This is a genomic window from Acinetobacter sp. YH01007 (assembly GCF_013420425.1).
In the GTDB taxonomy this organism is placed as follows: domain Bacteria; phylum Pseudomonadota; class Gammaproteobacteria; order Pseudomonadales; family Moraxellaceae; genus Acinetobacter; species Acinetobacter towneri.
Genome location: NZ_VOYC01000011.1, coordinates 103,242 through 129,808, shown reverse-complemented (window position 1 = coordinate 129,808; position 26,567 = coordinate 103,242). Strand labels below are relative to the sequence as shown.

Genomic DNA, 26,567 nt, shown 5'->3' with positions numbered 1-26,567 from the left:
TTACACGGAAAACTTTAAGCTTTTCCAAGAAGAAAGAAAATCATGAAGCTGTCTTGCATCTATTTTTATTAAAATACAATCAAGACATGAAAGATAGGTGGTTAACACGTCACATTTAGACACTACCCAAATCCAATGGTCGTATCACTGGATTCAAGACAACGTTTTTTTATTGCAACAAAATCAGCAGATCAACAACTAATTGACATTTATAAGGAATAAACATCATGTCTACATCTGAAAATTTCAAAAAATTACCAGGCAGCCTTTCTTTACAACGCGGAACATTAATCAGTGATGCTGCTTTCTACCATTTGCATGCTGATGGCAAAGAAGAGGCACTACATGTGATGTATCATGGTATTCGTGGTACTCAAAACGTGGCAGGCAATAAAGATAAAGGTGCTGCTTCGGGTAACACTGTCGCTCGTGAAGTTTCCAATATTCAAATGACAGAATCGGCTAAACTTTTGCCTGATGCTAAGCTTCTAGTCAAATGGAGTTTACGTTTCATCGACTTAGATCATATTTTATTTGCTTCAGCATCCAAAGCAGGTACAGACAAACAAGAGGAAAAAGACTTTCGCGCAAGTTTCAAGGATTTTATTGAAAAGGCGAAAAATAGCGAAGGGATTGAAGAAGTTGCTCGTCGTTATGTCCGCAACATTGTGAATGGGCGTTGGTTATGGCGTAATCGCAGCGTTGCAGAACATATTTTGATTAAAGTCAGCGAAATCATTGAACATGATCAAAATCAGACAACTAAAAGCTATAAATTAATTGCTGAATTTAATGCTTTGGATTACAGCCTAAAATCATTTGATGATGTTTCTGAAAGTGAAAATAAAATTGCCAATATCTTAGTCAAAGGCATGCAAGGTGATGTCAATTCAGGATTACATATTGAAGCGATTGTAGATTTTGGCATGGGCGGTGTTGAAGTCTTTCCATCACAAAACTATCTTGAAGAAAAACCAAAAGGTTTTTCGCGCTCACTGTATCAACTCAATCCTATCCGCCCTGAACGTCAGGCCAAAGACAATCAGTTTTTAGGACAAGCAGCGATTCGTGACCAAAAAATTGGCAATGCCTTACGCACCATTGATACTTGGTATGACAAGTTTTTAGAGAATGATAGTAAACCAATTCCTGTAGAGCCAAATGGCGCAAGCCTAGACGCACAGGACTTTTTCCGTGTAGACAAAAAGAAAAAAGATTCTGCTTTTGATATTTTAAAAGAAATTCGCAGTTTAGACCCAAATAGCGATAAAGGTATGTTCTTAATAGCCTGCTTAGTTCGTGGCGGCGTTTACTCTGAGGGAGAGTAATATGCAACCCAACTATTATCTTGATATTCGGATTTTGGACAGTGCGGATGATGGCGAGCTTACCCTCGCCCATCTGCGCAATCAAATTTACAGTATTGTGCATGGCGCTTTTCGAAAAATGCCAGAAAAATTCGCCTTGGCTTTAGAAATTTCACCACGCCAGCAACGAAAAATGCTGGCCAAAGAAGCGAAATACAATCACCCCATAACACCAAATTATGATGTTTTACGTATTTTTGCATCGGAACAAGATGATTTAGATCAATTGGTTGAGAGCATTAAAGGTCATTGGAAAATTAGAGACTATGCTGTACTCAATCATCCTGTTGCTGTGCCTATAGCAAAGGTGACGGGTTGGCGCTGTTATTTTCGTTTTCGATTACCGACCTTAAAAGCTGAACCCAATTTTTTAAAAGATTATCCTGAACGAGAAAGTTTACATACCAAACGTCTTAATAAAGCCAAGAAACTTCCTTACTTTAAGGTCATTAGTCAAAGTACTGGACAAAGTTTTACGGTTCCTATTGAGATTTTTGATATTAATTTTGAGGAAGAAAATTTTGGACTTCCTGAAACTTACAAGGATGTTAACGTGTTAAAAAGTGGTTTACCTGATGGGTATGGCCTAGCACGAAAACAACACGCTTTCGCATTACCTGTGTTTGAGGTATAAAAATGAGTGATTTCCGTCAGCAACGCAGTCGTGCCCTGATGTTATCTAAACGAGCCTGTGTATTCTACCTTGAACGAGTACGGGTCATGCTCAAAGATGATCGGATTGTGTATCTGACGGATAACCTTCAACCGATGGAACATTTTTATAATATTCCTGAAAAAAATACGGCGTTCTTATTACTCGGTAAAGGCAGCTCCTTAACCGATGCTGCCGCCCGTCGTTTGGCAGAATCTAATGTCATGGTTGGATTTTGTGGTTCAGGTGGTTCTCCTCTCTTTTCATCACTTGATCTCACTTTCCTCGCACCACAAAGTGAATATCGCCCAACCGAATATATGCAAACTTGGATGAGAGCTTGGCTTGAAGATGATGCTCGCTTACTGATGGCTAAAGTTTTACTAAGCGAACGTGTGTCTATTACTGAAAAAGCATGGAAAAAGAATATCAACTTAATACAACACGGTATATCGCTTGACCCCATTGCTATGACACGTTTTCTACAAGATATTGATTTGGCAAATAATCAAACAGAATTATTAGCAGCCGAAGGCCGTTGGGCAAAAAGTCTCTATAAACAACTTGCATCGGGTTTAAATTTTGAATTTAGCCGTGAGGAAGGAAAAGGGTCGCATGAGTCCTTACGTGATATTGCCAATAGTTATCTAGATCATGGTAATTACATTGCTTATGGTTATGCTTCTGTCACACTAAATGGTATGGGAATAAGTTTTGCCTTACCTATTTTGCACGGTAAGACACGTCGTGGTGGTTTAGTTTTCGATATTGCAGATTTAGTAAAAGATGCTTTTGTTATGCCACAAGCGTTTATTTCTGCCAAAAATGGACATAATCAAAAAGAGTTTAGAATGCAACTGATTGAATCCTGCCAAGATCAGGATGTCTTAGACTATATGTTTAACTTCATTTCTGAGCTATGCAATAAAATCAAATGATTTCAAAAGTTTATTGATTTTTGTTTTTTTGATCTATTTTCACTCTTTAAAAACCTATATCATTATTATCTAGAGCTTTTTATGATAAAAGTTCTAGTTTGCCATCGCCCAGATGGTTTAGAAGACTCAGTAGAGATGGTTGGCCAAGAAAGAAATGTTTGCCATCGCCCAGATGGTTTAGAAGCTTGTAATGCTTAAGCACTTGGCATTTCAAAAAGTTTGCCATCGCCCAGATGGTTTAGAAGTCCTGATTGTCTTCAATCTGGTTGATGTTGTCGTTTGCCATCGCCCAGATGGTTTAGAAGATAGAAAACATGCAAATTGCGTTGGTTGCATTGTTTGCCATCGCCCAGATGGTTTAGAAGTGTTTAACCGTGAAATAACGCCCATTCACAGCGTTTGCCATCGCCCAGATGGTTTAGAAGGGTATCGAGGTGATGCTTCAATTTTGAATCAAGTTTGCCATCGCCCAGATGGTTTAGAAGATCACTGACACCGGTTACAAGAGATACTAACAGTTTGCCATCGCCCAGATGGTTTAGAAGGCCGGGCTGTGTTACAGCCAACCACTGAGGATGTTTGCCATCGCCCAGATGGTTTAGAAGAAGGTGGTACGCTAAAAACAGAACAGCAAATCGTTTGCCATCGCCCAGATGGTTTAGAAGAATTTCACTCAGACCCTTGCATCTGCTGTGTTGTTTGCCATCGCCCAGATGGTTTAGAAGTGATTCCTGCTTGCGAATTGTCATTGCGTTACGTTTGCCATCGCCCAGATGGTTTAGAAGTAAAGGATTAGTTTTTTTGGTAATGGCCAATAGTTTGCCATCGCCCAGATGGTTTAGAAGAACCGGCAATTTTGCCCTTGTCTGATCCAATTGTTTGCCATCGCCCAGATGGTTTAGAAGTTTTTGATTTAAGGCATCATTAACAACATCGAGTTTGCCATCGCCCAGATGGTTTAGAAGATCAATTGTTAAGCATCAGGGCGATAAAGTCAGTTTGCCATCGCCCAGATGGTTTAGAAGGTTCGTATCCATGCAATGCCATTGCGGTTTGAGTTTGCCATCGCCCAGATGGTTTAGAAGATGTTGGCGCTGGTTTGCCGCTAAAGTCATCCGTTTGCCATCGCCCAGATGGTTTAGAAGGAGCAGCCTTATACAAACTCCCCGCATGCGGCGTTTGCCATCGCCCAGATGGTTTAGAAGGCATCTAGCGCACGCGCAGCAGCTGCCGAAAAGTTTGCCATCGCCCAGATGGTTTAGAAGTAAATTGAGCGTGATTTCCTGCACCTTGTTTAGTTTGCCATCGCCCAGATGGTTTAGAAGTCCGTAACACAGATCCACTGTACATTGGTCAGGTTTGCCATCGCCCAGATGGTTTAGAAGGATAACACTTTTGACATTACGAGACCTGACAAGTTTGCCATCGCCCAGATGGTTTAGAAGTTAATATCCCTGCGCCCCAAATCTATATGAATGTTTGCCATCGCCCAGATGGTTTAGAAGTACTTGAATAAACTCGGAGAACAGTCTAGGGTGTTTGCCATCGCCCAGATGGTTTAGAAGTATTGGCAATCACGGTGCATTCCCAGCAGTGCGTTTGCCATCGCCCAGATGGTTTAGAAGTCCAATTAGGGCTTTCATTCGCTTCATTTTGTGTTTGCCATCGCCCAGATGGTTTAGAAGTGCGTCCGTATAGCTCGAATCTGCCACGTTAGGTTTGCCATCGCCCAGATGGTTTAGAAGACGCGCTCAAATTCACTTGCAACAATCCATTCGTTTGCCATCGCCCAGATGGTTTAGAAGATCCCCGCAAACACACCGCAGCGCGGATTATCGTTTGCCATCGCCCAGATGGTTTAGAAGATGTTTGCCATTGCTGTCATATTGCCACCTCAGTTTGCCATCGCCCAGATGGTTTAGAAGTGTAGCAAACTCCGACACAAGGTTGCGTGATAGTTTGCCATCGCCCAGATGGTTTAGAAGTTCCTGAGTATCGCTATATGCGTATGAAGTGTGTTTGCCATCGCCCAGATGGTTTAGAAGTTATTAAAGGGGTTTGATATATCCGTTCTTTAGTTTGCCATCGCCCAGATGGTTTAGAAGATCTGCTGAATTACTGACAGCGCGTTATTTTCGTTTGCCATCGCCCAGATGGTTTAGAAGGCGTCGCCATGCTTCGCATAAGTCGGCAGCACGTTTACCATCGCCCAGATGGTTTAGAAGTAAACAGTGGCGCAAAAGTTGAGGATGTGGCTGTTTGCCATCGCCCAGATGGTTTAGAAGCACCCCAAGAATGCGGATGTACCAAGCACTGCGTTTGCCATCGCCCAGATGGTTTAGAAGGAAACTCATCGCTTGAAGATCTCCGCAAACACGTTTGCCATCGCCCAGATGGTTTAGAAGTACAACAACGATTTACCGCACGGTAAGCGAATGTTTGCCATCGCCCAGATGGTTTAGAAGTGATTATGAATTCAATGTGGTCCACCCGAAATGTTTGCCATCGCCCAGATGGTTTAGAAGCGAAGCGCCTGTTATTGCAAAGCAAAGCAACTGTTTGCCATCGCCCAGATGGTTTAGAAGTGTTAGCAAAAGAGCAATTACAGTCAGAATACGTTTGCCATCGCCCAGATGGTTTAGAAGTTGCCGATACGGATTAACTGCTCTTTTGTTAGGTTTGCCATCGCCCAGATGGTTTAGAAGTGAACGAAGCTCAATCAAATTTAACGGCAATTGTTTGCCATCGCCCAGATGGTTTAGAAGTTTGATGAGATTTGGTTTTGCGCTCGCTCTACGTTTGCCATCGCCCAGATGGTTTAGAAGGGAATTACATTTTTAAGGCGCTTGGCACCATTGTTTGCCATCGCCCAGATGGTTTAGAAGATGTTGCAATGAGGAAACGGCTTGCCCTTCGAGTTTGCCATCGCCCAGATGGTTTAGAAGATCACGCGCAATAAAAATTCGATCACCGTAAAGTTTGCCATTGCCCAGATGGTTTAGAAGGATCAGCAAACAAGCAGCAGCAAGCATTACGCGTTTGCCATCGCCCAGATGGTTTAGAAGTGTATATGCCCACGGACGTACATCTTCGGTCAGTTTGCCATCGCCCAGATGGTTTAGAAGCATTTCCCCTATGGTGTACATAATTAAAACTTGTTTGCCATCGCCCAGATGGTTTAGAAGATAAAAAGCCATTTGGTTTTGATGGTCAGATTGTTTGCCATCGCCCAGATGGTTTAGAAGATTGTGGAAAGTTTATTTTTATAAATCCAATAGTTTGCCATCGCCCAGATGGTTTAGAAGTCATAACCATAAGCCGATTGGCCATGAGCGAAGTTTGCCATCGCCCAGATGGTTTAGAAGAGCTCCTGGAGTCATGCCAGTTGAACAGATTCGTTTGCCATCGCCTAGATGGTTTAGAAGTTTTCCGATTTCTCTTTCTCCATGCGCTGTTCGTTTGCCATCGCCTAGATGGTTTAGAAGTTTGCTGATAGCATCCTGTACCAAAGTTGCAAGTTTGCCATCGCCTAGATGGTTTAGAAGCACCACATCAGCGTGAAATGCGTACCAAAGGTGTTTGCCATCGCCTAGATGGTTTAGAAGAAAACGACTAAAGCGGCATCGAATTTTCAATTGTTTGCCATCGCCTAGATGGTTTAAACATTACACCCCTTATTATCAATCAAATTAATTTTCAAAGTAACTCTAAATAACGATGCACCCAATCAACCGAAATGCGCTCTTGCTCTAAACGCCTATTTTTAAATGTCTGTGCACGCAAATCATGAAATAATTTTAACTCGTCAGCAGTGAGATATTGTGGCTCACTAAAAATAGAGTCTGGTTCATCCACCATATGATTTTGGAACTGTAACACTGTGGCTTCATCCATCATTAAAGCAATCACGTGTGGAATTTTTTGCCGAACCATACTTAAAATATTTAAACCTTCAGAGTCGATATCTCCCCAATAAAAAACCTGTTTATACTGTAACCACTTGGCCTTCATCCATGTAATATTTTTACCCCCACCACAAACCACAATACTATTTTCCAAGTAAGGGCACGCTAAACCTGACTGAATATTTTCAACTACAATTATTCGTTCCGCAGGTAACTCAAATTGATCTAGCACCTCTGTGGACAATTGAAAAACGGGGAGTCCTCCCAATTTTTCCTGCACATTTGGGCAGACGGGTTTGATCGTCAACCAACCTTTGGGGCTATCTAAGCAATCTAGCCATGCCAACAACCCTCCAGCCAGTACGATCTCATCATCATAAAGTACATTGCAAATTGCCTCCGTCAGCAATAAGTTCTGCTCAAGAAACTTCGTGTTTACAGCGCTTAATGGCAAGGCCCTTAAATAAAGCCCTGCCCCCATATTCGGTTTCAGCTGTTCAATCAGCTGAATCAACCATTGCCATTCTTGTTGGCTATAGCGTTCTATCTGCTCTAAATGATGAATTAAAGTTTGAAATAAACGGTGCTGATGACGATCATGCACAAAAGACTGCTTCAAAAAGCTGGATATTTTATCCAACCAGTTTTCAAGTTGTTGCTCTGTTCCTAAAAGCTCAGTAAGCTGCTGTAAAGAAAAAATTCGTAACTTTACTGGAACACGTTGTTCTGAAAGTTGTCGATACTGCCGTTCTTGCCATTCAACCAGTTCAGGATAAGCAAAATCTGTCCACGCTTTAAAAAAAGCATGAAAATGACCCAAATTATCTCTAGCTTGTTGGTCTGTGGGCACTTTCAGTGAAATTTCGATTGGAAAAGGACGTTGATTTAACAACCGCTGCTTTAAATTTCGACGATTTTCCCATTCTTTTTTATGCAAAATACCCAAAACGGTATTTGGAAGTAATCCCCACTTCTCAATTTTAGGCATCTAACTGCACCCCAAACTGTTGTGCCTCTCTATGCAGTTGCTGTTGTTTTTGCGCCATTTTTTCATCAATTTCCTGCCAAGTAATTTCACATAAATGACTTTCATGTTTCTCAATATCACGCTCGGCAATTAATAAAGAACGTGCTGACTCACGCGCTAAATTCAAGTTTTTATAAGGTGTGATTAAATTGACATGAATTTTCAACGCCTTAAATACTTTGAGTACTCGACGACTAACCGCTTCAGCTGTGTTTGAAAAAGCTTCATCTAAAAACACTGTACTGTAGATTGGATAATCATAGCCGTCTGGTGTTAATACATAAGCCAAACTCGCTGCCACAATGGTTCCAGCAAATGATTCTTTTTCTCCGCCAGATTTACCACTCGATGACTCCAAAACATCTCGTATTTCTTCTGTAGCCAAATCGACTTCTTCTGCATAGAAAGACATTTGATGACGAGGATCAAGTAAACGCTGGCTTTCAAAAGTATGCGCTGTAACCGAGTTACTCGCTTTTTCTAAAATAGAAATTAATTCAGCTAACTTTTTAAAACGTTGTTCATATTCAATACTATTAATACTAGATACGACCCATTTTAGTTTTTGCTCAAAATCTATGACGTGTGGATACTTTTCCTTTTTGTATCCTAGTCTTAGATAGCTGCCAGACTTAAATTCTGTACGCCGTAAAACCTGATTAATTATGGCAATACGGTCAGTAATTTCTTCTCTATCTGCCTCAAGGCGATTCTGAATCACACTTAAAGACTGCATGGTATGTTTTTGCAGACGCTGTTCAAACTGTTCAACTAAGGCAGGCAAACCTTCCTTTTCTAGTTCATGAAAATAGGCAACGCAATCATCCAATGCGGCCAAACCAACTGCCCATTCACGTTGTAATGCAATATGTGACCATTTATCCTTGCCACGAAACTGACCAATAATGTACGTTGCGCTATTTTTTGCTGAGGTATTTTGGTTGCTGGTATGTTCAATTAAACGCTCTAGCTCTTTTTCCACAGCAGTAAGATAAGCATCCTCCAACCGAGGTGTTTCTCCTATACGCTGTAGCAACAGTTCTCTGGCTTGTTCTGGGACACCTTGGTTTGCTGCCTTTTGCGCTTGTTGTTGTTGTTTTTCTGCATCACTGAGTTTCTGTTTGAGTTGCCCCCAAGTGTGTTGTAACTGCCCTTTCTGTTCCTGTAGTTGTTTTAATTCCTCTTTTGCAAGCTCCCAACGTTGTCGAGCTTGTTCAATATTGGTATCTGCCTGTTGTAAATGCTGCAAGTCATTGCTGGTCTGTTGCTGGCGCTCTGTCCAATAAGGAATATTTATCATATCCCATTGGTAACGTAACATTCGCTCCCACAAACTCTTATGCTGTGTTACCTGATCTAACACCTTACGCGATTGTGCAACACTCAAGGCATACTGTTCCAACTGTACCTCAAGTTGTTTCGCTTCATGCTTTAATAAATTTAAACGTGAAGTATTGGAAAATCCCAAACACCAAATTTTTCGATCATCAATCCGCTGTTGATCTTTTTTCTCAAAACGACCTTGCTCACGATGAATTAAGCCCTGTTGTGTCATAGAAAAAGGCGTTGTATTCATGATTGTTGTATCTGCCACACATTGCAGATCAAAGCGAAGCAGATGTTGTTTTAACCAATCACGATATGGATGCTCTCGCCAAACCAATTTCCGCAGAAAACCATTTTCTTTAAAATACACACTTTCTGTAGCATCAAGATGGATCACCTGTAAACGCACATGGGTTTTATTATGACGCGCATTCACCCATTGAGTGACCATCGAATAACGATCTTTCGGCACCAATAACGTTGTTTTTAAACCACCTAATGCTCGTTCAATTGCGCCTTGCCAGATTTTTTCAGCCTCTTTTACATCAATGAGCTCACCAATAAACATTAATTCATGTTCATCAAAATCTAAGTGCTGTCTAAGCTCATCTCTTAAACGCAATAAATGTACATCATGAATATTACTATTAGGTCTGGTTTCTATTTCCTGAATATCGCTTTGAGTTTCTTTCAGTTGCTGTTGCGTTTGTGCGTATTTGCTACTGACTTGAGCAAACTCATCTTGTCGTTGGGTTTTCTCTTGCCCAATATTTAGAAGCTGCTCATGGGCTATTTTTTGGTTATCAATTAAATTTTGCTCGGTTAAATCATCTTGCAATTGTAATTGCTGAGCATCTTCCTGATAGCGCGATGCCTCTATGGTTAATTGCTTTAACTGACGCTGTATCAGTTCTAGCTCTTTTTGTAAGTTTTCAATCCGATTACCGCCTACTTGTAAATAGTCTTCATGGCAGCGCTCTTGTCGTTTTTCCGCATCATGTTCTTGTTGTTCTAATTGCTTAAACTGCGTATGTAATCGCTGTATCTCTTGCTCCAGCTGATGTATTTTTTCAGTCCAAAACTGAACATACAATTCACCTAAATATGCAGGAAAAGCTTGTTTTTCGAGCTGTAGATTATTCAGTTGCAGAGTTAACGCTGTTATTTGAACAGCTAACTCAGGTAATTTCTGTAAATGTAGGACTTGTTCACGCGCATCTACCAAATGCTTATAGTTTGCCTCTAAGTCAGCAAACTCATTTACTGCAGTCTGTGCCAAAGCACGAACCTGGCTTGGTTCTAAAACCAACTCGCGAATTAATTTAGTCAAATCATCAATTTTCTTTAAGCCTAAAGCACGTGATAACAACGCAGGTGCATTTTTATTATCCATAAATAAATATTTACGATACATCTCCTGATAGTCTTCAAATTTGCTATCAAAATAATGCACGCGTGCATCTGTTTTAGGATTAAAATGTTGTTTTAGCTGGCGAGTATTACCGTCTGCAAATTTTTCTAACACTTCAGTCAGTTGCACATTACGACTTGCAATCATATATAAACGATTCACTTCACTCAGCGAATGTTGACCTTGTCCAACCCAAAACAATCCAATTAAAGTAATCATCGAACCGTCATCAGCGGTATATAGCGCTCTTAATGCTGTTGTCACTGCTTTTTCACGCTTATTTTTTACTCGCGTTCCAGCCCCATCATGTTCTGAACCAAAACTACCACGCATATAAGAGAGTAATGTACGGTCTGAGCGATCGCCCTGCGCAGCTGCTACGTTAAAACTAGCTTTACTTGCAGGTTGTAACAATGCCATTAAACCATCAATAAAGGTAGATTTACCTGCACCATTATCTCCCGTAATAAGTGTCCCTTCAGGATCAATACGTGCGGTATGCAAGTTATGGAAGGAGCCTCAGTTAAATACTGAAATTTCTGACAAGCGAATTTGGCCTTGTGCAAATAAAGTTGAGAGGGTCATTTCTTGCATGATGATTCTCCATATTCTTGTTCGGATTGCTGCAACTTGGCCTTTGCTGCTAATTGTTGATATTCAGATAATAAACTTTGTAAAAACTCGGCATTCACGACATAGCGGATAATTGGCGTAATTTCATAACGCCCTTCTTCACCACGCAGTCCCGTTAATACTTTTTTCTCAATAAATTTTTCTAATGCTGCATTTAGCTTTTTACGATCTTTGCTGTCATGATTCGTTAAAGGAATAAATGGAATTAAACTGCTCTGGATTCGCTCAACATCAATAATAATTTTTTGCTCACCCGCAGTTTCCCGCTCCTGATAATACTTCCGCAAAATAAGTAAAATTAAGGTGTCATATACAGTCAAAGTTCGTTTTCGTATCAGTACAGGAAAATCATCCAAAGGCTGGTTCTCATCTTCCTGTTCATCCTGAATACTTTTGAGATTGATGATATAAGCCACCCCTTGCTTGGCATCCAAAACCAACTGGATATAAACCTCTGCCAAATGTCTACGAATTTCCGCTTCATATCGGCACAATAAATCAAAAAGTTTTAAGTTTTCTGCTGCAAGAATAACCCCTTGACGCATGAGATAGACCAATACCCGTCGGGCTACATGTGGCATAAGCGCATCTGTATCACGATCCTGAGCATGCTCCATCTCTGTTTGATTATCTGCATGTTGTACCTCTGCTCGAGCTGTAGGAGACAAATTTTCTACAGGCTGATTAGCGTGTATATCTATATTTTTTTCTGAATTTGAAGATGGTCTGCGTACCATTTCAAAGAAATTGTCATGCTGTTGTATCTTATTTTCTGATTGCATCTCGATCTCCTTAAAGCGCCAACTCATCTATATTTTTGGGAAATAAATCTGTACTCAAGTAATACACTGGAATACTGGCCTGCAAATGCACACCTGAACGATCCTTAAGTTCAACTTGCTCGGTATGCTGCATTTGTGGTGCTTTAATGGCTTTTGCTATACGCAAGTAAGCAACAAGCTCTTCAAGTCCCGCTTGTACAGGATGTTCCTGTGTTAAATGGGCAATACTCATCACCCCTTTCTGTGCGAGCGTTTGATATACTTTTTCAGCAACAGCACGAACCCGTACACTGTCTAAGTACTTCAGCATCTGATCACTAGGTTCAGTCTTGTTTTGTTGCTCTTCGACCTTACGCGTATCCATATGTTCTGTGGGACTTTTTAAAGCAAGACTTTCAGGCGAATTCAGCTGAATGGAACCCACGGCTAAATCTACTTGTACTTCTGTTTTTAAATCACACTCTGATTGCAACAACGCCACTGCATTTTTTTCTAATTCCGACAGAAACTGATCAATCAAACGGTTTTCCAATGCTGCACCACTTTCAATATAAGCTCTCAAACCTTCTTCTGTACGACGTCGGACTTGGAAAACTCGGCTACTTTCGCGTCCTAACTCACGCATTAACTGACCTAAATATTTACGTTGAGATTCGCTTAATTGTTGTGCAATAGGATGATTCAAAATACTGCGTAACTGCTCTCTAAACTCAGTAGAACGATCTTGATCCTGAAGTAATTGACAAAACCCATCAAAAGCACTGCCTGCATCACTTTGGGCAAGCAACTGCTCTTTTTCCATTAAGCTCAGCAATACTTCTCCACGTGAATAAGCACCACTAATCATATCTAGACGCAACTCTTTATCTCGTAGACGAATCTCATCTTCGACCCGTCTAAAATCGCCTGTAAGAATGGAAGCAAGTTGATAAATTTCTCGTATTCTTTCTTTTTGTTCTGATTCTTCTAATTGTGTAACAACACCCGCCAACAAAGCATCTATTTCATTTTGAATCACTAATTTTTTTTGTTCGAGCAACTCCACTCGTTCTTCAATATTTTCACTCAATGCGACCACAAAATCACGAACCGCATCCTGCACAATTCTTAAATGTGATGCTGTGGTATGGGTTGCTCGCTCATCCAAGCCCTGACAAAAACGTAATACGGTTTCGCTAATATCCGTTTTACTCAGCTTGCCATCTATTTCTCTGAGCCAGCCTGAATGAATCCAATGATTTAAATAATGCGCTGCATTATTTTCTGTCTGCCAAATACCCTGCTCACGACTAGATTTAATCAACTCATCCAAGACATTTCTTGCACGGCTATAAGGGACTTCATTTTGTTCTGCAAATAAGTCAACAATGAACGCTAAAATATGTGGTGCGTTATCTGCTCTTAATAATTTCCAAATTGAGTTTTCATGATATAAACGCCGATACTTGGCCTGTAACCCTAGAATATTCATGCCATTCCACATCATCTGTATGATGGTTATTTATTCTACAGTTATTTTTTAATCACCCAAGCAAATTACCAAGCAAGACGACACGAGTTGTCGCATAAAGTAAGATGATATAAACAATCACCTTACTTCATCGAAAAAAATAAAAAAACAAACCTTATCTAACTTCTTTGTGTACAGTGACAGTAACCTTAACCTACCTCTCCCCATACACCGTTGCAATCAAATGCTCCACCACTTGCGGCTCAGCCAAAGTCGAAGTATCTCCTAAACTATCCAATTCATTCGCTGCAATTTTCCGCAAAATACGGCGCATGATTTTACCTGAGCGGGTTTTAGGTAAAGCAGGTGCCCAATGCAGCGCATCAGGCGTTGCCACAGGCCCCAAAATTTTGCGAACCCAATTGACTAATTCTTCACGCAATTCCTCTGACTCGGGTGTACCAACTTGCAAAGTTACAAAGGTGCAAATCCCCTGTCCTTTAATCTCATGGGGCATACCCACCACTGCCGCTTCAGCCACAGCTTCATGCGCTACTAGGGCACTTTCAATTTCCGCAGTATCTAAACGGTGCCCCGAAATATTCAAGACATCATCCACACGCCCTGTAATCCAGTAATAGCCATCTTCATCACGGCGTGCACCATCTCCTGTAAAATACGCACCCGGATAGGTCGAAAAATACGCTTCAATAAAACGTGCAGGGTCGCCCCAAATACCGCGCATTTGCCCTGGCCATGAATCTTTCATAATTAAATTACCTTCGGTCGCGCCTTCCAGTTCATTACCTTCGGCATCGACAATAGCAGGTTGCACGCCAAATAATGGGCGGGTTGCCGAACCGGGTTTCAGTGGCGTTGCACCCGGCAATGCTGAAATTAATATGCCCCCAGTTTCGGTTTGCCACCATGTATCTACAATTGGGCAACGTCCTTCACCTACTACGTTGTAATACCAGTTCCATGCTTCAGGATTAATTGGCTCACCGACTGAACCAAGTAAACGCAAGCTGCTGCGGTCACTTTCACGTACAAAACGATCTCCCTCTCGCATCATGGCGCGAATGGCAGTCGGCGCGGTATATAAAATGGTGATGTTGTGTTTATCAACAATATGCCCTGTGCGCGCCCAGCTTGGATAGTTCGGCACCCCTTCAAACATCACGGTAGATGTACCATTCGACAATGGCCCGTATAAGACATAAGAATGCCCTGTAATCCAGCCTACATCTGCGGTACACCAAAACACATCATCCTGTTTCAGGTCAAAGACTTCTCGGAACGTGCTATTCACATAGGTCAAATAACCGCCTGTGGTATGCAAAACACCTTTGGGTTTTCCAGTCGAACCCGAAGTATATAAAATGAATAATGGGTCTTCGGCATTCATCGGCTCGGGTGGGCAGATGTCATTGACCGACATAATTTCCATGTGATACCACACGTCGCGTTCAGGTAACATCTCAATAGGATTTCCTGTACGGTGCACCACAATCACATTTTGCACACAGTCGGTACCTGCTACTTTTAGAGCAGCATCAACATTGGCTTTTAAATAAATTGGCTTGCCACCACGCATGGCCGAGTCTGCAGTGACAATTAACTTGGCCTGACAGTCTTCAATTCGGCTAGCCAAAGCATCGGGAGAAAAACCACCAAAAACCACACAATGCACTGCACCAATCCGCGCGCAGGCTAGCATGGCAATCGCAGCTTCGGAAACCATTGGCATGTACAGCACCACCCGATCACCTTTTTGCACCCCGTTCTTTTTCAGCACGTTGGCAAAACGACAGGTTTCATCATGCAAAGAAGCAAAAGAAACCACTTTATGCCGAGATGGATGATCTCCTTCCCAAATAATTGCAGGTTTATGCGGATGTTCTTTTAAATGACGGTCTAAGCAATTGGCACTGACATTCAGTTGCCCATCGGCAAACCATTCAATTTTAAAATGCTCGGGGTCAAAGTTGGTATTTTTGACTTGGGTAAAAGGTTTAATCCAATCTAAGCGTTGGGCCTGCTCTGCCCAATAAGTATCAGGGTCATCTATAGATTGTTGATAGCGTTGAAAATATTCTGCCTCAGTGGTGCGGGCAGTCTTTTTAAATTCATCTGGAACAGGATATACGTCTTTCATCTGCTACTTCCTTGATGTTCTTGCATCTCATCACGAGATGTATGCCACGTTATTGATTATTATTTCTGTATATTCACAGTATGAACTTTCTTTTTTATGGCTCACCATTCGGCTTTAGTCGCATAAATTTTATACAAACAATAGCATGCCAAAGCGTTGATCGAATGCCATATTCTTGCATTCATACTTTCAGGTTTACATTCCACTGTACTGCGCATTGCATTATTTTTAAAGAAAATATCGTCTAATAACCGTGAGTATTAACATTTTTTTACGCAGCCAATCATTCATACCTGCGACCCTGTCTTACAGATAAAACCACATACAACTCGCAGTTTAAATGCTACAAAATAGTACGCTCATCACTTCTATCCAAGTTGTCTAAAATACTGGCAAGTAAGCATTGCTCATTAACCAAATTGAGTTTTTCAGGCAAAATAGTCGCTTCATTTTGAATTCGGAATTATCGTGGCAGAATCCAAACCCTCACTCAGTGAAGTTTCTGAAAACACCAGTCAGCTGTTGCAGGAAGCCACTGAAAAAACCACGCAAACCGTGATCAATCATACGGCCAAGTACAATGACGCCTACTCCACCATCGACAAAATTATGGAAGGATTTTGGGAACGTGTGCCGTATTTGATGATTGCAGCCGTGGTGCTGATTCTGTTTTGGCTGCTTGCCCGACTGTTTAAATGGTTTATTCGCAAGACCCTGAACAATCGTTCCTATACCCGACAAAATTTGGTTTTGGTGCTGAATCGGGTCGGTAGCTCTGCAATTATTTTCTTTGGTTTTCTAATTGCGATGGTGATTGCAATTCCAGGTTTTACCCCAAGCCAACTGATGAGTGCTTTAGGTCTAGGCTCCGTGGCAATTGGTTTTGCTTTTAAAGATATTTTCCAGAATTTATTATCGGGTGTGCTCATTTTGATTGGAGAACCATTTAAAATTGGTGATGACATCATCGTGAATAATATGGAAGGTACGGTAGAAGATATTCAGATTCGTGCCACCTTCCTGCGCTCTCCCGATGGGCGTCGAATCGTGATTCCAAATGCTACGGTGTATACCAGTGCCGTAACGGTCAATACGGCTTATACCCGTCGTCGTTGCGAGTTTGTGGTCGGTATTGGTTATGAAGATGACGTACAAAAAGCCAAAGATATTATTTTGGCCATTTTAGACCGTGACATAAAAATCTTGAGCCAACCTGCATTTAGCGTCAATGTCACTGCCTTGGCCGATTTTTCGATTAATTTAAATGTGCGTTGGTGGGTAAATACGACGGAAACCACCACTTCAGCATCCATCAGTGAAGTGCAGGAACGGGTAATTGCCGCGTTTGCCGAACATCACATTTCAATTCCTTATCCTGTGCAGGAAGTGAAAGTTTATCGTGGTGATGCAGCAGTCAATGAAGATGATTCAGCCCGCACTAAACAAACGCCCTAAAACATAAGCAATCACAGTTTCAGTACGAATAATACGGTTGCCCAAGTGCCGCGCTTGGCAGCCGTTTTTTTCGAGCAAATCAATTTCGTAGGGAATAAATCCACCTTCTGGGCCAATCACAATACTGCATGGATGTTGGATGGCATGTGGCATAGCTTGATCGGTATAAGGATGCGCCACATAAGCAGAACAATCGGCAGAAATCAAACCGGGCAAAACATCTTCCACAAAGGGTTTAAAGCGTTTATAAAGTTGGATCTCAGGTGCAATGGTATCGCCTGCTTGCTCCAAACCCAACGTCACATATTGATCCAACTGCTGTAAAAAAGGCGTTTGCCAATAGCTTTTATCGACTCGATAGCTGTGCAGTAAAATAATTTTTTCCACACCTAGCGTCACGCTATCCATAATTAAACGACGTAATACTTTAGGGCGTGGTAAAGCCACAATCAGGGTCACAGGCAGTTTTTTCGGTACAGCTTCTTCATACAGGGCTTTGACTTGAATCCGCTGCTCACTAACGTCCACCACTTCGGTCAAATAACGCTTGCCACCGCGAATCCCGACTTTCAAGGTGTCACCGACTTGTACACCGACATGCGTGTGTAAATGCTGCACTTGGCGCTGGGCGCTAATAGACCACACTTCATTTGTGGTCTGCCGAGGGTCAAGCAAAACGATATTCATATTTAAAGATACTGATTAATCACGTGAATATGCTCAGTCAAAGAGCCACGATTTTTATACATAATCACTTGAGCATTTTGATTCAGCTGAGCACGCAACGCAGGTTCAAACAACAATTGCGTTAACGTATTTACAGCTTGTTCAGCATCTTCGACCACATACACGGCTTCTGCTGCAACAAACTCATCCACAATACTTTGAAAGTTAAAATAATTTTTGCCCAATACCGTGGCGACATTTAAGGCCAAAGGCTCTAAAATATTATGCCCACCGCCAGGTTCATTCAGCGAACCACCGACATAACAGGCCTGACTTAAGGCGTACCACAACCACATTTCACCCATGCTATCGGCTAAATACACTTGTGTTTCAGGTTGAATCGCTTCAGCCAAGCTACGGCGCTGCATATTAAGTTGCAGTTTTTGTACCTGCATAGCCACTTCATCAAAACGCTCTGGATGGCGCGGCACAACAATACATAACAGTTCAGGATGCTGTGCGAAATAAGGTTTCAGTGCAGTCAATAATTGCTGTTCTTCAGGCGCATGGGTACTGGCAAGGGTAATAATTTTGCGATGTACCAATTGCCATGTCTGTTGCAACTGCGCGGCTTGCTCTACAAAATCTTCTGGCGCAGTAATATCAAATTTAATATTACCCACCACGTTTGTACGCTCGGCAGGCATCCCCAATGCGATAAAACGCTGCTGTGTGGCAGAGTCTTGCGCCAAAAGTTGCTGCAAATTTTGCAACATGCCACGAGTCAATCCTTTAACTTTGGCATAGCCTTTGGCCGATTTTTCCGAAAGCCGCGCATTAATCAACAAACACGGGACTTGAAAATGCTGCGCCTGATCAATCAAATTAGGCCACAATTCTGTTTCGACCAGTGCCAATAATTTAGGCTGATATTTCTGATAAAACTCACGAATTAAATGTACCTGATCGGCAGGTAAATACACAGCTTGAAATAAATCTAAATACGGTGCTTTTAAAAATAATGATTTGGCGCGTGCCTGCCCTGTTTTGGTGGTATTGGTGACTAAAACAGGATGCCCCGCTTTTAAATAATGTTCAATTAGAGGTTGCGCGGCATTGGTTTCTCCCACCGACACCACATGAAACCAAATGGCATGTAAATTTTTAGCGGGCTGAAATGGGCCAAAACGCTCAAGCAGTTCTTGTTGTAATTGCTCAGGATGTTCGGCACGTTTACGAATACGTGACTGATAAATCGGTTTTAACAGCGCCAAGGCTGCGTTATACCAAAATGGAGTAGCCAAAAGATGCGCCCCAAAGAAAGATTATCGGCAAAATATAACAGAGCCACACGCGCATGTTAATTGCATGTGGCGCTATACTGGCTTTTATTCTACAGCGTGTTGTGTTTCCGCCAAAGTTGGATAATCGATATAGCCTTCTGCAACGGCTGTACCAATCATGTTTTCCAGCTTGAGTTCGTTTAAAGGTACATCTGCCAATAAACGCTCATACAAGTCTGGATTGGCAATATACGCCTTACCAAATGACACCGCATCGGCCTTGCCCGAAGCCAATAATTCCACGGCATCAGCACGACTTAAACGCATGTTCGCGATATATGGCACACCGCCTGAACATACTTTCATTTCTTGGGAAATGCTGTCTTCGGCTAAATATTCGCGGGTAAAGAAAAAGGCGATTTTACGCTGCCCCAATTGCTGCATGACATAGCCAAAGGTTTCACGTGGATCATCATCTCCCATGTCGTGCTCATCGCCACGTGGTGCTAAATGCACACCGACTCGACCTGCGCCCCAGACTTCAATTAAGGCGTCCATCACTTCTAACAAGAAACGCGCACGATTTTCAACCGAACCACCGTATTCATCGTCACGTTGGTTGGTTTTGCTTTGCAGGAATTGATCAATCAAATAACCATTGGCTGCATGCAACTCTACCCCATCAAATCCTGCTTCTTTGGCACGGATGGCGGCTTGTTTATATTGCTCGGTAATGGTGTGGATTTCTGCAATTTCTAAGGCACGTGGCAACACATATTCACGTTTAGGACGCAACAAACTGACATAACCTGCTTGTTGTACCGCACTTGCCGATACTGGTGTTGCACCATTGAGTAAATCTGGATGTGAAACACGACCTACATGCCACAGTTGCGCCACAATCAAACCACCTTTGGCATGCACGGCATCGGTAACGAGTTTCCAACCCTGCACTTGAGCATCGGTAAACAATCCTGGGGTATTTAAATAACCATTGGCTTCTTCAGAAATTACCGTTGCTTCTGAAAGAATCAAACCTGCGCTAGCACGCTGTGCATAATATTCCGCCATCATTGGCGTTGGAACACGGTCATCACTGGCGCGGCTACGGGTTAAAGGTGCCATCACCACACGGTTTTTTAGATGCAGATCACCCAAAACTAAAGGAGAGTCTAATTCAGCCATTTTTGCCTCTAATCTCACAGTTAAAGTGAGTGTTTTAAATATTCGACATATTGCTGAATGAGTGCTTCATTACGAGAAAAATACGACCATTGTCCATATTTTTCTGCACGAATAAGACCTGCCTGTTGCAGTACCGATAAATGATTTGACATGGTCGATTGCGACACGTTGCCCAAACGCTCAATGTGTCCTGCACATACGCCACGCTTAAAGTCGCCACACTCATCTACCGACAAAAATTGTTCTGGTGCTTTTAACCATTCTAAAATTTGCCGACGGGTAGGATTGGCTAAGGCTTTAAAGATTAAATCGACATCCATCATTCAGACACATATTCGTAAATATAAGCCCAATTCAGCAGCTGCTTTTAATATATCGTATTTTTTCGATATTAATATCGTTTTTTTACGATTTATATAAATTTTTAAGCAACTCAACTGAATTGGGCAGGCTCATTATGATCTTACAGACCCTAACTTATAGACCCTGTTTTAAACTGGCTTCAATAAACTTATCTAAATCACCATCTAAAACTGCACCTGTATTTGAAGTTTCCACGCCTGTACGCAAGTCTTTAATACGTGAATCATCCAATACATAAGAACGAATTTGGCTGCCCCAACCAATATCAGACTTCGAGTCTTCTAAAGCTTGAGCCGCCTCATTACGTTTACTCATTTCCAGTTCATACAACTTAGCACGTAACTGTTTCCACGCATGGTCACGGTTGGCGTGTTGCGAACGTTGGTTCTGACAAGCCACCACAATACCTGTAGGTGCGTGGGTTAAACGTACCGCAGAGTCAGTTTTGTTAATGTGCTGACCACCTGCACCTGACGCACGATAAGTATCGGTACGGACATCGGCAGGGTTAATATCAATTTCAATATTGTCATCCACTTCTGGTGAAACGAACACTGCAGAAAATGACGTATGACGACGGTTACCTGAGTCAAATGGCGATTTACGCACTAAACGATGCACACCCGATTCGGTACGCAACCAACCATAGGCATATTCGCCTTCAACGCGAATGGTCGCAGATTTAATCCCTGCCACATCACCATCCGATTCTTCCATCAATTCTGCTTTAAAGCCATGACGTTCAATCCAGCGCATATACATACGCAGCAACATAGATGCCCAGTCCTGCGCTTCTGTACCGCCTGAACCCGCCTGAATTTCGACATAACACGGATTTGGATCCATTGGGTTGCTGAACATACGACGGAATTCAAGCTTCGCCAGTTCTTCTTCAGCAGAGGTCAACTCTGACTGCACATCAACCAATAAGTCTTCATCATCTGCTTCAACCGCCAAATCCAGCATGGCTTGCGCATCTTCCAACTGGGTTGCCAAACCTTCCAGAACATTAATCACATTCTCAAGTTCGCCTTTTTCTTTGGCCATCGCTTGAGCACGACTTTGATCATTCCAAATGGCAGGGTCTTCCAACTCGCGGAGAACCTCTTCTAAACGCTCTTTTTTCAGATCGTAGTCAAAGATACCCCCGTAGTGTTTGACCACGTTCGCTCAAGTCTTTTAATTGGTTTAGATAAGGATTAATTTCCACGTAAATTCTCTCAATTAACAATGAAGCTCAATAGCCAATAATTGTAGCACAGACCTGTTCTGGCATTTCTACCCTGCTGTAAATTCCAGCATAACTTTTCAGCTTTTATCGGTTGAATGCTAAATGTGGTTAAAAATAAAGATCGCTTTAAACTTTTTAAAACGAAAGCCTGATGATATCCAATCTAAAAAAACAGCATGCTCGATTAACACTGATGTTTATCTAAATGGCTGATCTATCTCCCTGATTTTTTGCCTGACACATTCAACTGAATACAAGCTTAAAAGTTGTGTATCACAATTGCTTCAACCCGCCAAAATAAAGCAAGGATGAAACAAGTTTGATGATTTAGTGATCAATTTTAGTAAAATTCACAAAATCTACATAGTTTTAATAAAACAAAACATTTAATTATTTCATTTTTATTTCAATCACTTAAACCAAAAATATTACACAAATTTACGCTTGTAACAAAGCTGTAACCTTCCTGTGATTGACGCTGATCATTTTTAGCCTAGACTGAAAGTTGTAACAAAAAGTTTAACTGTTAACCATAATTTCAGAGGGGTAATTTCCATGAAAAAATTAGCAATCGCATCAGCCCTACTTTCAGCTTTGGCTATCACTGGTACTGCGAACGCATACCAAGCTGAAATTGGTGCATCAGCAGGACTGATTGATCCAGACAACGGCAGTTCAAGCGGTTCATTCGGTGTAGATGGTACTTATTACTTTAACCCTGTACAAACCCGTAATGCACCTTTGGCAGAAGCAGCGTTCCTTGATCGTGCTAGCAACGTAAATGCCAAATACCAATATGACGAAGTTGGCGACAATGAAGCGCATACTTACGGCGTAGGTGCAGAGTACTTTGTACCGAATTCAGACTTTTACTTAAGTGGTAATGTGAGCGGTCATGACTTGAAAGACAATGATGACCTAAACAATGATTTAACCACCTATGGTGCAGAAGTTGGTTATTTACCAGCACCAGGCTTGTTAATCGCAGCAGGTCTTAAAGGTTGGGATAATGACCGTGATGATGGTGTAGACCCGACTTTACGTGCTAAATACGTAACTACACTTTCGAATGGTAAAGACATCAACCTTGAAGCAGGTGCTGCTTTTGGTGATCTCGATGAATACAATCTTGCTGCGGATTACTTCATTGATAAAACGCTAAGTGTAGGTGTCGATTATTACAGCAACGATATCAACGATAATGATGAGTTTGGTGTGAGTGCACGTAAATTCTTTACACCACAAGTCAGTTTGGAAGGTCGTGTAGGCTTTGGTGAAGTTGGTAATGCTGACTACAACCGCTTTGGTGTCGCTGCGAAATATCGCTTCTAAGCTTAAGTCTAATTCCTTACTCAAATAGCACCCTTCTTCGGAAGGGTGCTTTTTTACGCCCCGCAGATTCAAATCTCAAGTGCAACACATTTGTAGTTAGTTGAAAAAGTTAGGTGTATTCATAGAATCATTAGACTTTTTCAACCCGCAATTGGAAAGCACACAATGAAGAAATACACCCAACTTTCTCAAGATGAAAGATACGAAATTTATGCTACTTTGAAAAGTAAAAGTTCAATCGCTACCCTTGCTCGGGAGTTAGGACGTTCACGATCAACCATCTACCGTGAATTAAAAAGAAATACTGGGCAACGTGGATATAGAGCTCAACAGGCAGCTAAATTTGCAAGTCAAAGACGGTACCGTCCTTCATCATCAATGACAGCATTTGCCTTCGCTTATATTGATTATTTGATTGGTTTGGACTGGTCACCAGAACAAATTTCAGGTGCTTTAACACAACGCGGTTGGCTGGATGTACCTTCACATGAGTGGATTTACCAGTACATTTATCAAGATAAATCAAAAGGTGGTAAACTTCATCTACACTTAAGGCATCAGAAGAAATATCGAAAACGCGGTTACAAAAACACGGATCGTAGGGGGCAAATCATTGATAAAACAAGTATTCACTACCGAGACCAGGTCATTGATCAACGACAACGTTTAGGAGATTTCGAAGGTGACACGGTGATTGGTAAACATCATAAAGGTGCTTTATTGACTCTCGTTGATCGAAAGAGCCTGTATGTACATATTGTTCATTTAGGGTCAACGAGAGAATCCTCTAAAACGATTACTTGTGCATTAGATCGTTTACAAATGAGCCATGCTTATAGTGTGACATTTGATAATGGCAAAGAATTTTCCGAACACAAAAGAATTACTGATGCTGGCATAGAGACGTATTTTGCTGATCCTTACAAGTCTATTCAGCGAGCTAGAAATGAAAATACGAATGGTTTAATCCGGCAATATCTGCCAAAATCATCATCGTTTGATGACGTGTCAAACGAACAAATAGAGCAGATAGAATTTGCACTCAACCATCGTCCTAGAAAAACCCTAGGTTGGTATACACCGAGTGAAGTTATGTCTGGTTTTTATACTGTTGCACTTGCCGCTTGAATCCGCCAAATTAAACCGTTCTGAAATTACAATCGAAGATGATGAAGATTCGATCTCGGCAGACAACACAGGTTATGCACTGGAAGTGGGTTATTTACCAATCAATAGTTTGTTATTAGCAGCTGGTGTTGCAAAAGAAAATATTGACCCAATCCAAGCAAGCCAAATCGGTTTTATCAACAGCTTTACAAATATTTGGACTGCTGAAGATGATACTATTGCAACACTTCGCGCAAAATATGTCACTCAAATTGGTAACTATTATACTAATTTTGAAGGTGCAACCTATTTTGCAGATGAAACAGTATATCGTCTAGGTGCAGACCTTTATATCGACCCAACTTTAAGCGTTGGTGTTTCTTTTGCAGATTCAACAGAAGAAGATTTTGATACTATCTTTAATGTACGTGCACAAAAATTCTTTACCCCAGCATTTGCTGTAGGTGTGAATTACACGACAACTGATGGTGCGGACTCTTACGGCATCAATGGTACATTCCGCTTCTAATCCCTTACATTAAAAGCAAAAAAATCCGCTCAAATTTGAGCGGATTTTTTTATTTGGATTACTGCTCCAAATGCACAATCTGCAACTGCAAACTCACATTGCCATTAAACACATTGCGCTCTAACTCATAAACCAAACGCACATCATCCCGCATCGGGTTAAATTCAAATTTATCTTTAGCACCAAACGCAATCGCATCAACCACTTGTCCATTGTCCAATGCCAAACGCAATTTTAAATGAGCGTCCTTCAACCATCTAAAATCAACCACTTTAAACCGTCCCTCAAACACAGGCTGCGGAAACTTTTGTCCCCACGGCGCCAAATGCTGTAATAAATCTACCGTGTGTAAATCAAAAGCTTCTTGCGGCAATTCACCATCTGTCCATAGCACAGCATGAAATAAATCCGCATCCATTTGCGCAATGATCTGTTCAAAGACCTGTTTAAATTCTGCAAAGTGCACCTTTTTTATGGTCAAACCTGCCGCAGCCGCATGTCCACCAAAATGACTCACCAAATGTGGATATTGCTCTGCAACCAATTCAATGGTGTCACGTATGTGAATCCCCTCAATTGAACGGGCAGAGCCTTTAATATGCTCACCATCTTCATCGGCAGCAAATACAATCGCAGGGCGATGAAACTGTTCCTTTAAGCGTCCTGCAACAATTCCAATTACACCTTGGTGCCAATGTTCTTCAAACATGATCAAGGCATGCGGTAAATCGCTTTGATCTAACTGCAGCTTTTCCAACTCTGCCAGCGCATCCTGTTTAATTTGCCCTTCAACCTGACGGCGTTCCTGATTCAAAGCATTTAACTGACGCGCCAAAGCATAAGCACTTTGCATATCCGCTGCCAGTAAACACTCGATTCCAATGTCCATGGTTTCCATGCGCCCTGCAGCATTGATACGTGGCCCCAAGACAAAACCCAAATCCTGCGCTTTGAGCTGTGCGGGTTCACGTCCTGCCAAATCCAGCAATGCGCTAATCCCAGGACGACATAAATTCTGCTGTATCCGTTTTAAGCCTGCATCCACCAAAATACGGTTGTTATAATCCAGACTAGCGACATCGGCATAGGTGCCCAAAGCCACCAAATCTAAATATTGCGTTAAATTTGCAGCAGATTTACCCTGTTTTTTACGCTGACTGGATAAGTTGGCCAACACATAAAATGCCACGCCCACACCTGCCAAGGCTTTACTTGGGAAATCACAACCCAATTGATTCGGATTCACCACAGCCTCTGCATTTGGAGTGGCTTTTGTGGTGAGGTGGTGATCGGTAATGATGACCTGCATCCCCAAAGCTTGCGCACGCTCCACACCTTCATGACTGGAAATTCCGTTATCTACCGTAATTAATAAATCAGGTGCATAACGCTCAAAAGCCAAATCGGCAATGGCGGGGGTTAAGCCATAACCATATTTAAAACGGTCAGGTACTAAATACTGCACGTGTGCGCCCATTTCGCGCAATGCCAAAATCATAAGTGTGGTACTGGTCGCGCCATCGGCATCGTAATCGCCCACAATTACAATTTTTTTCTGCTGATCAATCGCCTGATCCATCAGCTGAATTGCTTCTGGTAGACCTTTCATGCTTGGAGCAAGCAAGTGCTTCAGTTTAAGTTCCAGCTCCTGCTCAGACGCAACGCCACGGCGCGCTAAAATTTGGGCAACAAATGTAGAGACGCCCTGAAAGTTTTCAGGGCGTGTAAGTAAAGGTCTTTGCTTTATTAGAATTTTTGACATAATTT

16 protein-coding genes, 2 pseudogenes and 1 CRISPR repeat array are annotated in these 26,567 nt (G+C 41.8%); of the genes and pseudogenes, 7 read left to right on the top strand and 11 right to left on the bottom strand.

What is annotated here, in order from left to right:
• The first annotated feature begins 227 nt into the window (after positions 1-227).
• The 3 genes from csy3 to cas1f are packed head-to-tail and all read left to right on the top strand — an operon-like array spanning position 228 to position 2,957.
• Positions 228-1,328 carry a type I-F CRISPR-associated protein Csy3 gene (gene csy3, locus FTT74_RS07130; protein WP_179988742.1) on the top strand — a complete coding sequence of 367 codons (1,101 nt, stop codon included), beginning with the start codon at positions 228-230 and terminating at the stop codon, positions 1,326-1,328.
• Position 1,329: 1 nt separating this feature from the next.
• Positions 1,330-2,001 carry a type I-F CRISPR-associated endoribonuclease Cas6/Csy4 gene (locus FTT74_RS07125; RefSeq protein WP_131261194.1) on the top strand — a complete coding sequence of 224 codons (672 nt, stop codon included), beginning with the start codon at positions 1,330-1,332 and terminating at the stop codon, positions 1,999-2,001.
• A 2-nt stretch (positions 2,002-2,003) separates the two neighbouring features.
• Positions 2,004-2,957 (top strand): type I-F CRISPR-associated endonuclease Cas1f, encoded by a 954-nt coding sequence (cas1f, locus tag FTT74_RS07120; protein WP_070154190.1) that lies wholly within the window; start codon positions 2,004-2,006, stop codon positions 2,955-2,957.
• 96 nt (positions 2,958-3,053) lie between these two features.
• Positions 3,054-6,622: direct repeats of the CRISPR family, unit length 28 nt; unit sequence GTTTGCCATCGCCCAGATGGTTTAGAAG.
• Between the two features lie 31 nt (positions 6,623-6,653).
• On the opposite strand, the gene FTT74_RS07115 is transcribed toward cas1f, so the two are convergent.
• From FTT74_RS07115 to acs, 5 genes and pseudogenes are all read right to left on the bottom strand, one after another.
• Entirely contained in the window at positions 6,654-7,850 is a 1,197-nt protein-coding gene (locus tag FTT74_RS07115; protein ID WP_004974289.1) for a Wadjet anti-phage system protein JetD domain-containing protein, read from the bottom strand.
• Positions 7,843-11,220 (bottom strand): annotated as a pseudogene (locus FTT74_RS07110) (ATP-binding protein). Before FTT74_RS07110 ends, FTT74_RS07115 begins: the two are co-directional and overlap by 8 nt.
• Positions 11,208-12,041, bottom strand: a complete 834-nt coding sequence (locus FTT74_RS07105; protein ID WP_179988743.1) for a DUF4194 domain-containing protein — start codon at positions 12,039-12,041, stop codon at positions 11,208-11,210. Before FTT74_RS07105 ends, FTT74_RS07110 begins: the two are co-directional and overlap by 13 nt.
• Positions 12,042-12,051: 10 nt before the next feature.
• A complete protein-coding gene (locus FTT74_RS07100; protein WP_179988744.1) occupies positions 12,052-13,512 on the bottom strand; it encodes a DUF3375 domain-containing protein in 1,461 nt (486 codons plus the stop codon).
• 193 nt (positions 13,513-13,705) lie between these two features.
• On the bottom strand, positions 13,706-15,649 hold the full coding sequence (gene acs, locus FTT74_RS07095; protein WP_179988745.1) for an acetate--CoA ligase: 1,944 nt from the start codon (positions 15,647-15,649) through the stop codon (positions 13,706-13,708).
• 468 nt (positions 15,650-16,117) lie between these two features.
• Here acs and FTT74_RS07090 point away from each other — a divergent pair, with 468 nt between their 5' ends.
• Positions 16,118-17,104: a mechanosensitive ion channel family protein gene (locus FTT74_RS07090; protein WP_131261199.1), complete on the top strand. Its 987-nt coding sequence runs from the start codon at positions 16,118-16,120 to the stop codon at positions 17,102-17,104.
• Here FTT74_RS07090 and FTT74_RS07085 read toward each other — a convergent pair.
• The 5 genes from FTT74_RS07085 to prfB all read right to left on the bottom strand — a co-directional run bounded on the left by FTT74_RS07085 (position 17,078) and on the right by prfB (position 21,811).
• Positions 17,078-17,791, bottom strand: a complete 714-nt coding sequence (locus FTT74_RS07085) for a 16S rRNA (uracil(1498)-N(3))-methyltransferase (RefSeq protein ID WP_154320190.1) — start codon at positions 17,789-17,791, stop codon at positions 17,078-17,080. The two genes, FTT74_RS07090 and FTT74_RS07085, sit on opposite strands and share 27 nt — an antisense overlap.
• A gap of 2 nt (positions 17,792-17,793) precedes the next feature.
• Positions 17,794-19,074 (bottom strand): 3-deoxy-D-manno-octulosonic acid transferase, encoded by a 1,281-nt coding sequence (locus FTT74_RS07080; RefSeq protein WP_179988746.1) that lies wholly within the window; start codon positions 19,072-19,074, stop codon positions 17,794-17,796.
• 84 nt (positions 19,075-19,158) lie between these two features.
• Positions 19,159-20,238 carry an alkene reductase gene (locus FTT74_RS07075; protein WP_179988747.1) on the bottom strand — a complete coding sequence of 360 codons (1,080 nt, stop codon included), beginning with the start codon at positions 20,236-20,238 and terminating at the stop codon, positions 19,159-19,161.
• A 20-nt stretch (positions 20,239-20,258) separates the two neighbouring features.
• Positions 20,259-20,558, bottom strand: a complete 300-nt coding sequence (locus FTT74_RS07070; RefSeq protein ID WP_019837093.1) for a helix-turn-helix transcriptional regulator — start codon at positions 20,556-20,558, stop codon at positions 20,259-20,261.
• Between the two features lie 157 nt (positions 20,559-20,715).
• Positions 20,716-21,811, bottom strand: a protein-coding gene (gene prfB, locus FTT74_RS07065) for a peptide chain release factor 2 (RefSeq protein ID WP_179988748.1) whose coding sequence is annotated in 2 segments (ribosomal slippage) — positions 20,716-21,738 and positions 21,740-21,811 — 1,095 coding nt in all. Because the reading frame shifts where the segments join, the coding sequence is not laid out codon by codon here.
• A gap of 576 nt (positions 21,812-22,387) precedes the next feature.
• On the opposite strand from prfB, the gene FTT74_RS07060 reads away from it, so the two are divergent.
• The 3 genes and pseudogenes from FTT74_RS07060 to FTT74_RS07050 all read left to right on the top strand — a co-directional run.
• Complete coding sequence (locus FTT74_RS07060; RefSeq protein WP_004974263.1) at positions 22,388-23,164, top strand: putative porin; 777 nt, start codon at positions 22,388-22,390, stop codon at positions 23,162-23,164.
• Between the two features lie 165 nt (positions 23,165-23,329).
• Positions 23,330-24,292 carry an IS30 family transposase gene (locus tag FTT74_RS07055; RefSeq protein WP_131261203.1) on the top strand — a complete coding sequence of 321 codons (963 nt, stop codon included), beginning with the start codon at positions 23,330-23,332 and terminating at the stop codon, positions 24,290-24,292.
• Position 24,293: 1 nt separating this feature from the next.
• Positions 24,294-24,800 (top strand): annotated as a pseudogene (locus FTT74_RS07050) (putative porin); the annotation flags it as partial.
• Between the two features lie 58 nt (positions 24,801-24,858).
• Here the strand turns inward: FTT74_RS07050 and recJ are convergent.
• On the bottom strand, positions 24,859-26,562 hold the full coding sequence (recJ, locus tag FTT74_RS07045) for a single-stranded-DNA-specific exonuclease RecJ (RefSeq protein WP_131261205.1): 1,704 nt from the start codon (positions 26,560-26,562) through the stop codon (positions 24,859-24,861).
• Positions 26,563-26,567: the final 5 nt, after the last annotated feature.

Excerpts from the sequence above, each read along its gene's own strand:
- FTT74_RS07115 (WP_004974289.1), bottom strand. The coding sequence starts at position 7,850 with ATGCCTAAAATTGAGAAGTGGGGATTACTTCCAAATACCGTTTTGGGT.
- FTT74_RS07125 (WP_131261194.1), top strand. The coding sequence starts at position 1,330 with ATGCAACCCAACTATTATCTTGATATTCGGATTTTGGACAGTGCGGAT.
- FTT74_RS07070 (WP_019837093.1), bottom strand. The coding sequence starts at position 20,558 with ATGGATGTCGATTTAATCTTTAAAGCCTTAGCCAATCCTACCCGTCGG.
- csy3 (WP_179988742.1), top strand. The coding sequence starts at position 228 with ATGTCTACATCTGAAAATTTCAAAAAATTACCAGGCAGCCTTTCTTTA.
- FTT74_RS07060 (WP_004974263.1), top strand. The coding sequence starts at position 22,388 with ATGAAAAAATTAGCAATCGCATCAGCCCTACTTTCAGCTTTGGCTATC.
- recJ (WP_131261205.1), bottom strand. The coding sequence starts at position 26,562 with ATGTCAAAAATTCTAATAAAGCAAAGACCTTTACTTACACGCCCTGAA.
- FTT74_RS07105 (WP_179988743.1), bottom strand. The coding sequence starts at position 12,041 with ATGCAATCAGAAAATAAGATACAACAGCATGACAATTTCTTTGAAATG.
- FTT74_RS07075 (WP_179988747.1), bottom strand. The coding sequence starts at position 20,238 with ATGGCTGAATTAGACTCTCCTTTAGTTTTGGGTGATCTGCATCTAAAA.
- FTT74_RS07085 (WP_154320190.1), bottom strand. The coding sequence starts at position 17,791 with ATGAATATCGTTTTGCTTGACCCTCGGCAGACCACAAATGAAGTGTGG.
- cas1f (WP_070154190.1), top strand. The coding sequence starts at position 2,004 with ATGAGTGATTTCCGTCAGCAACGCAGTCGTGCCCTGATGTTATCTAAA.
- FTT74_RS07055 (WP_131261203.1), top strand. The coding sequence starts at position 23,330 with ATGAAGAAATACACCCAACTTTCTCAAGATGAAAGATACGAAATTTAT.
- acs (WP_179988745.1), bottom strand. The coding sequence starts at position 15,649 with ATGAAAGACGTATATCCTGTTCCAGATGAATTTAAAAAGACTGCCCGC.
- FTT74_RS07100 (WP_179988744.1), bottom strand. The coding sequence starts at position 13,512 with ATGAATATTCTAGGGTTACAGGCCAAGTATCGGCGTTTATATCATGAA.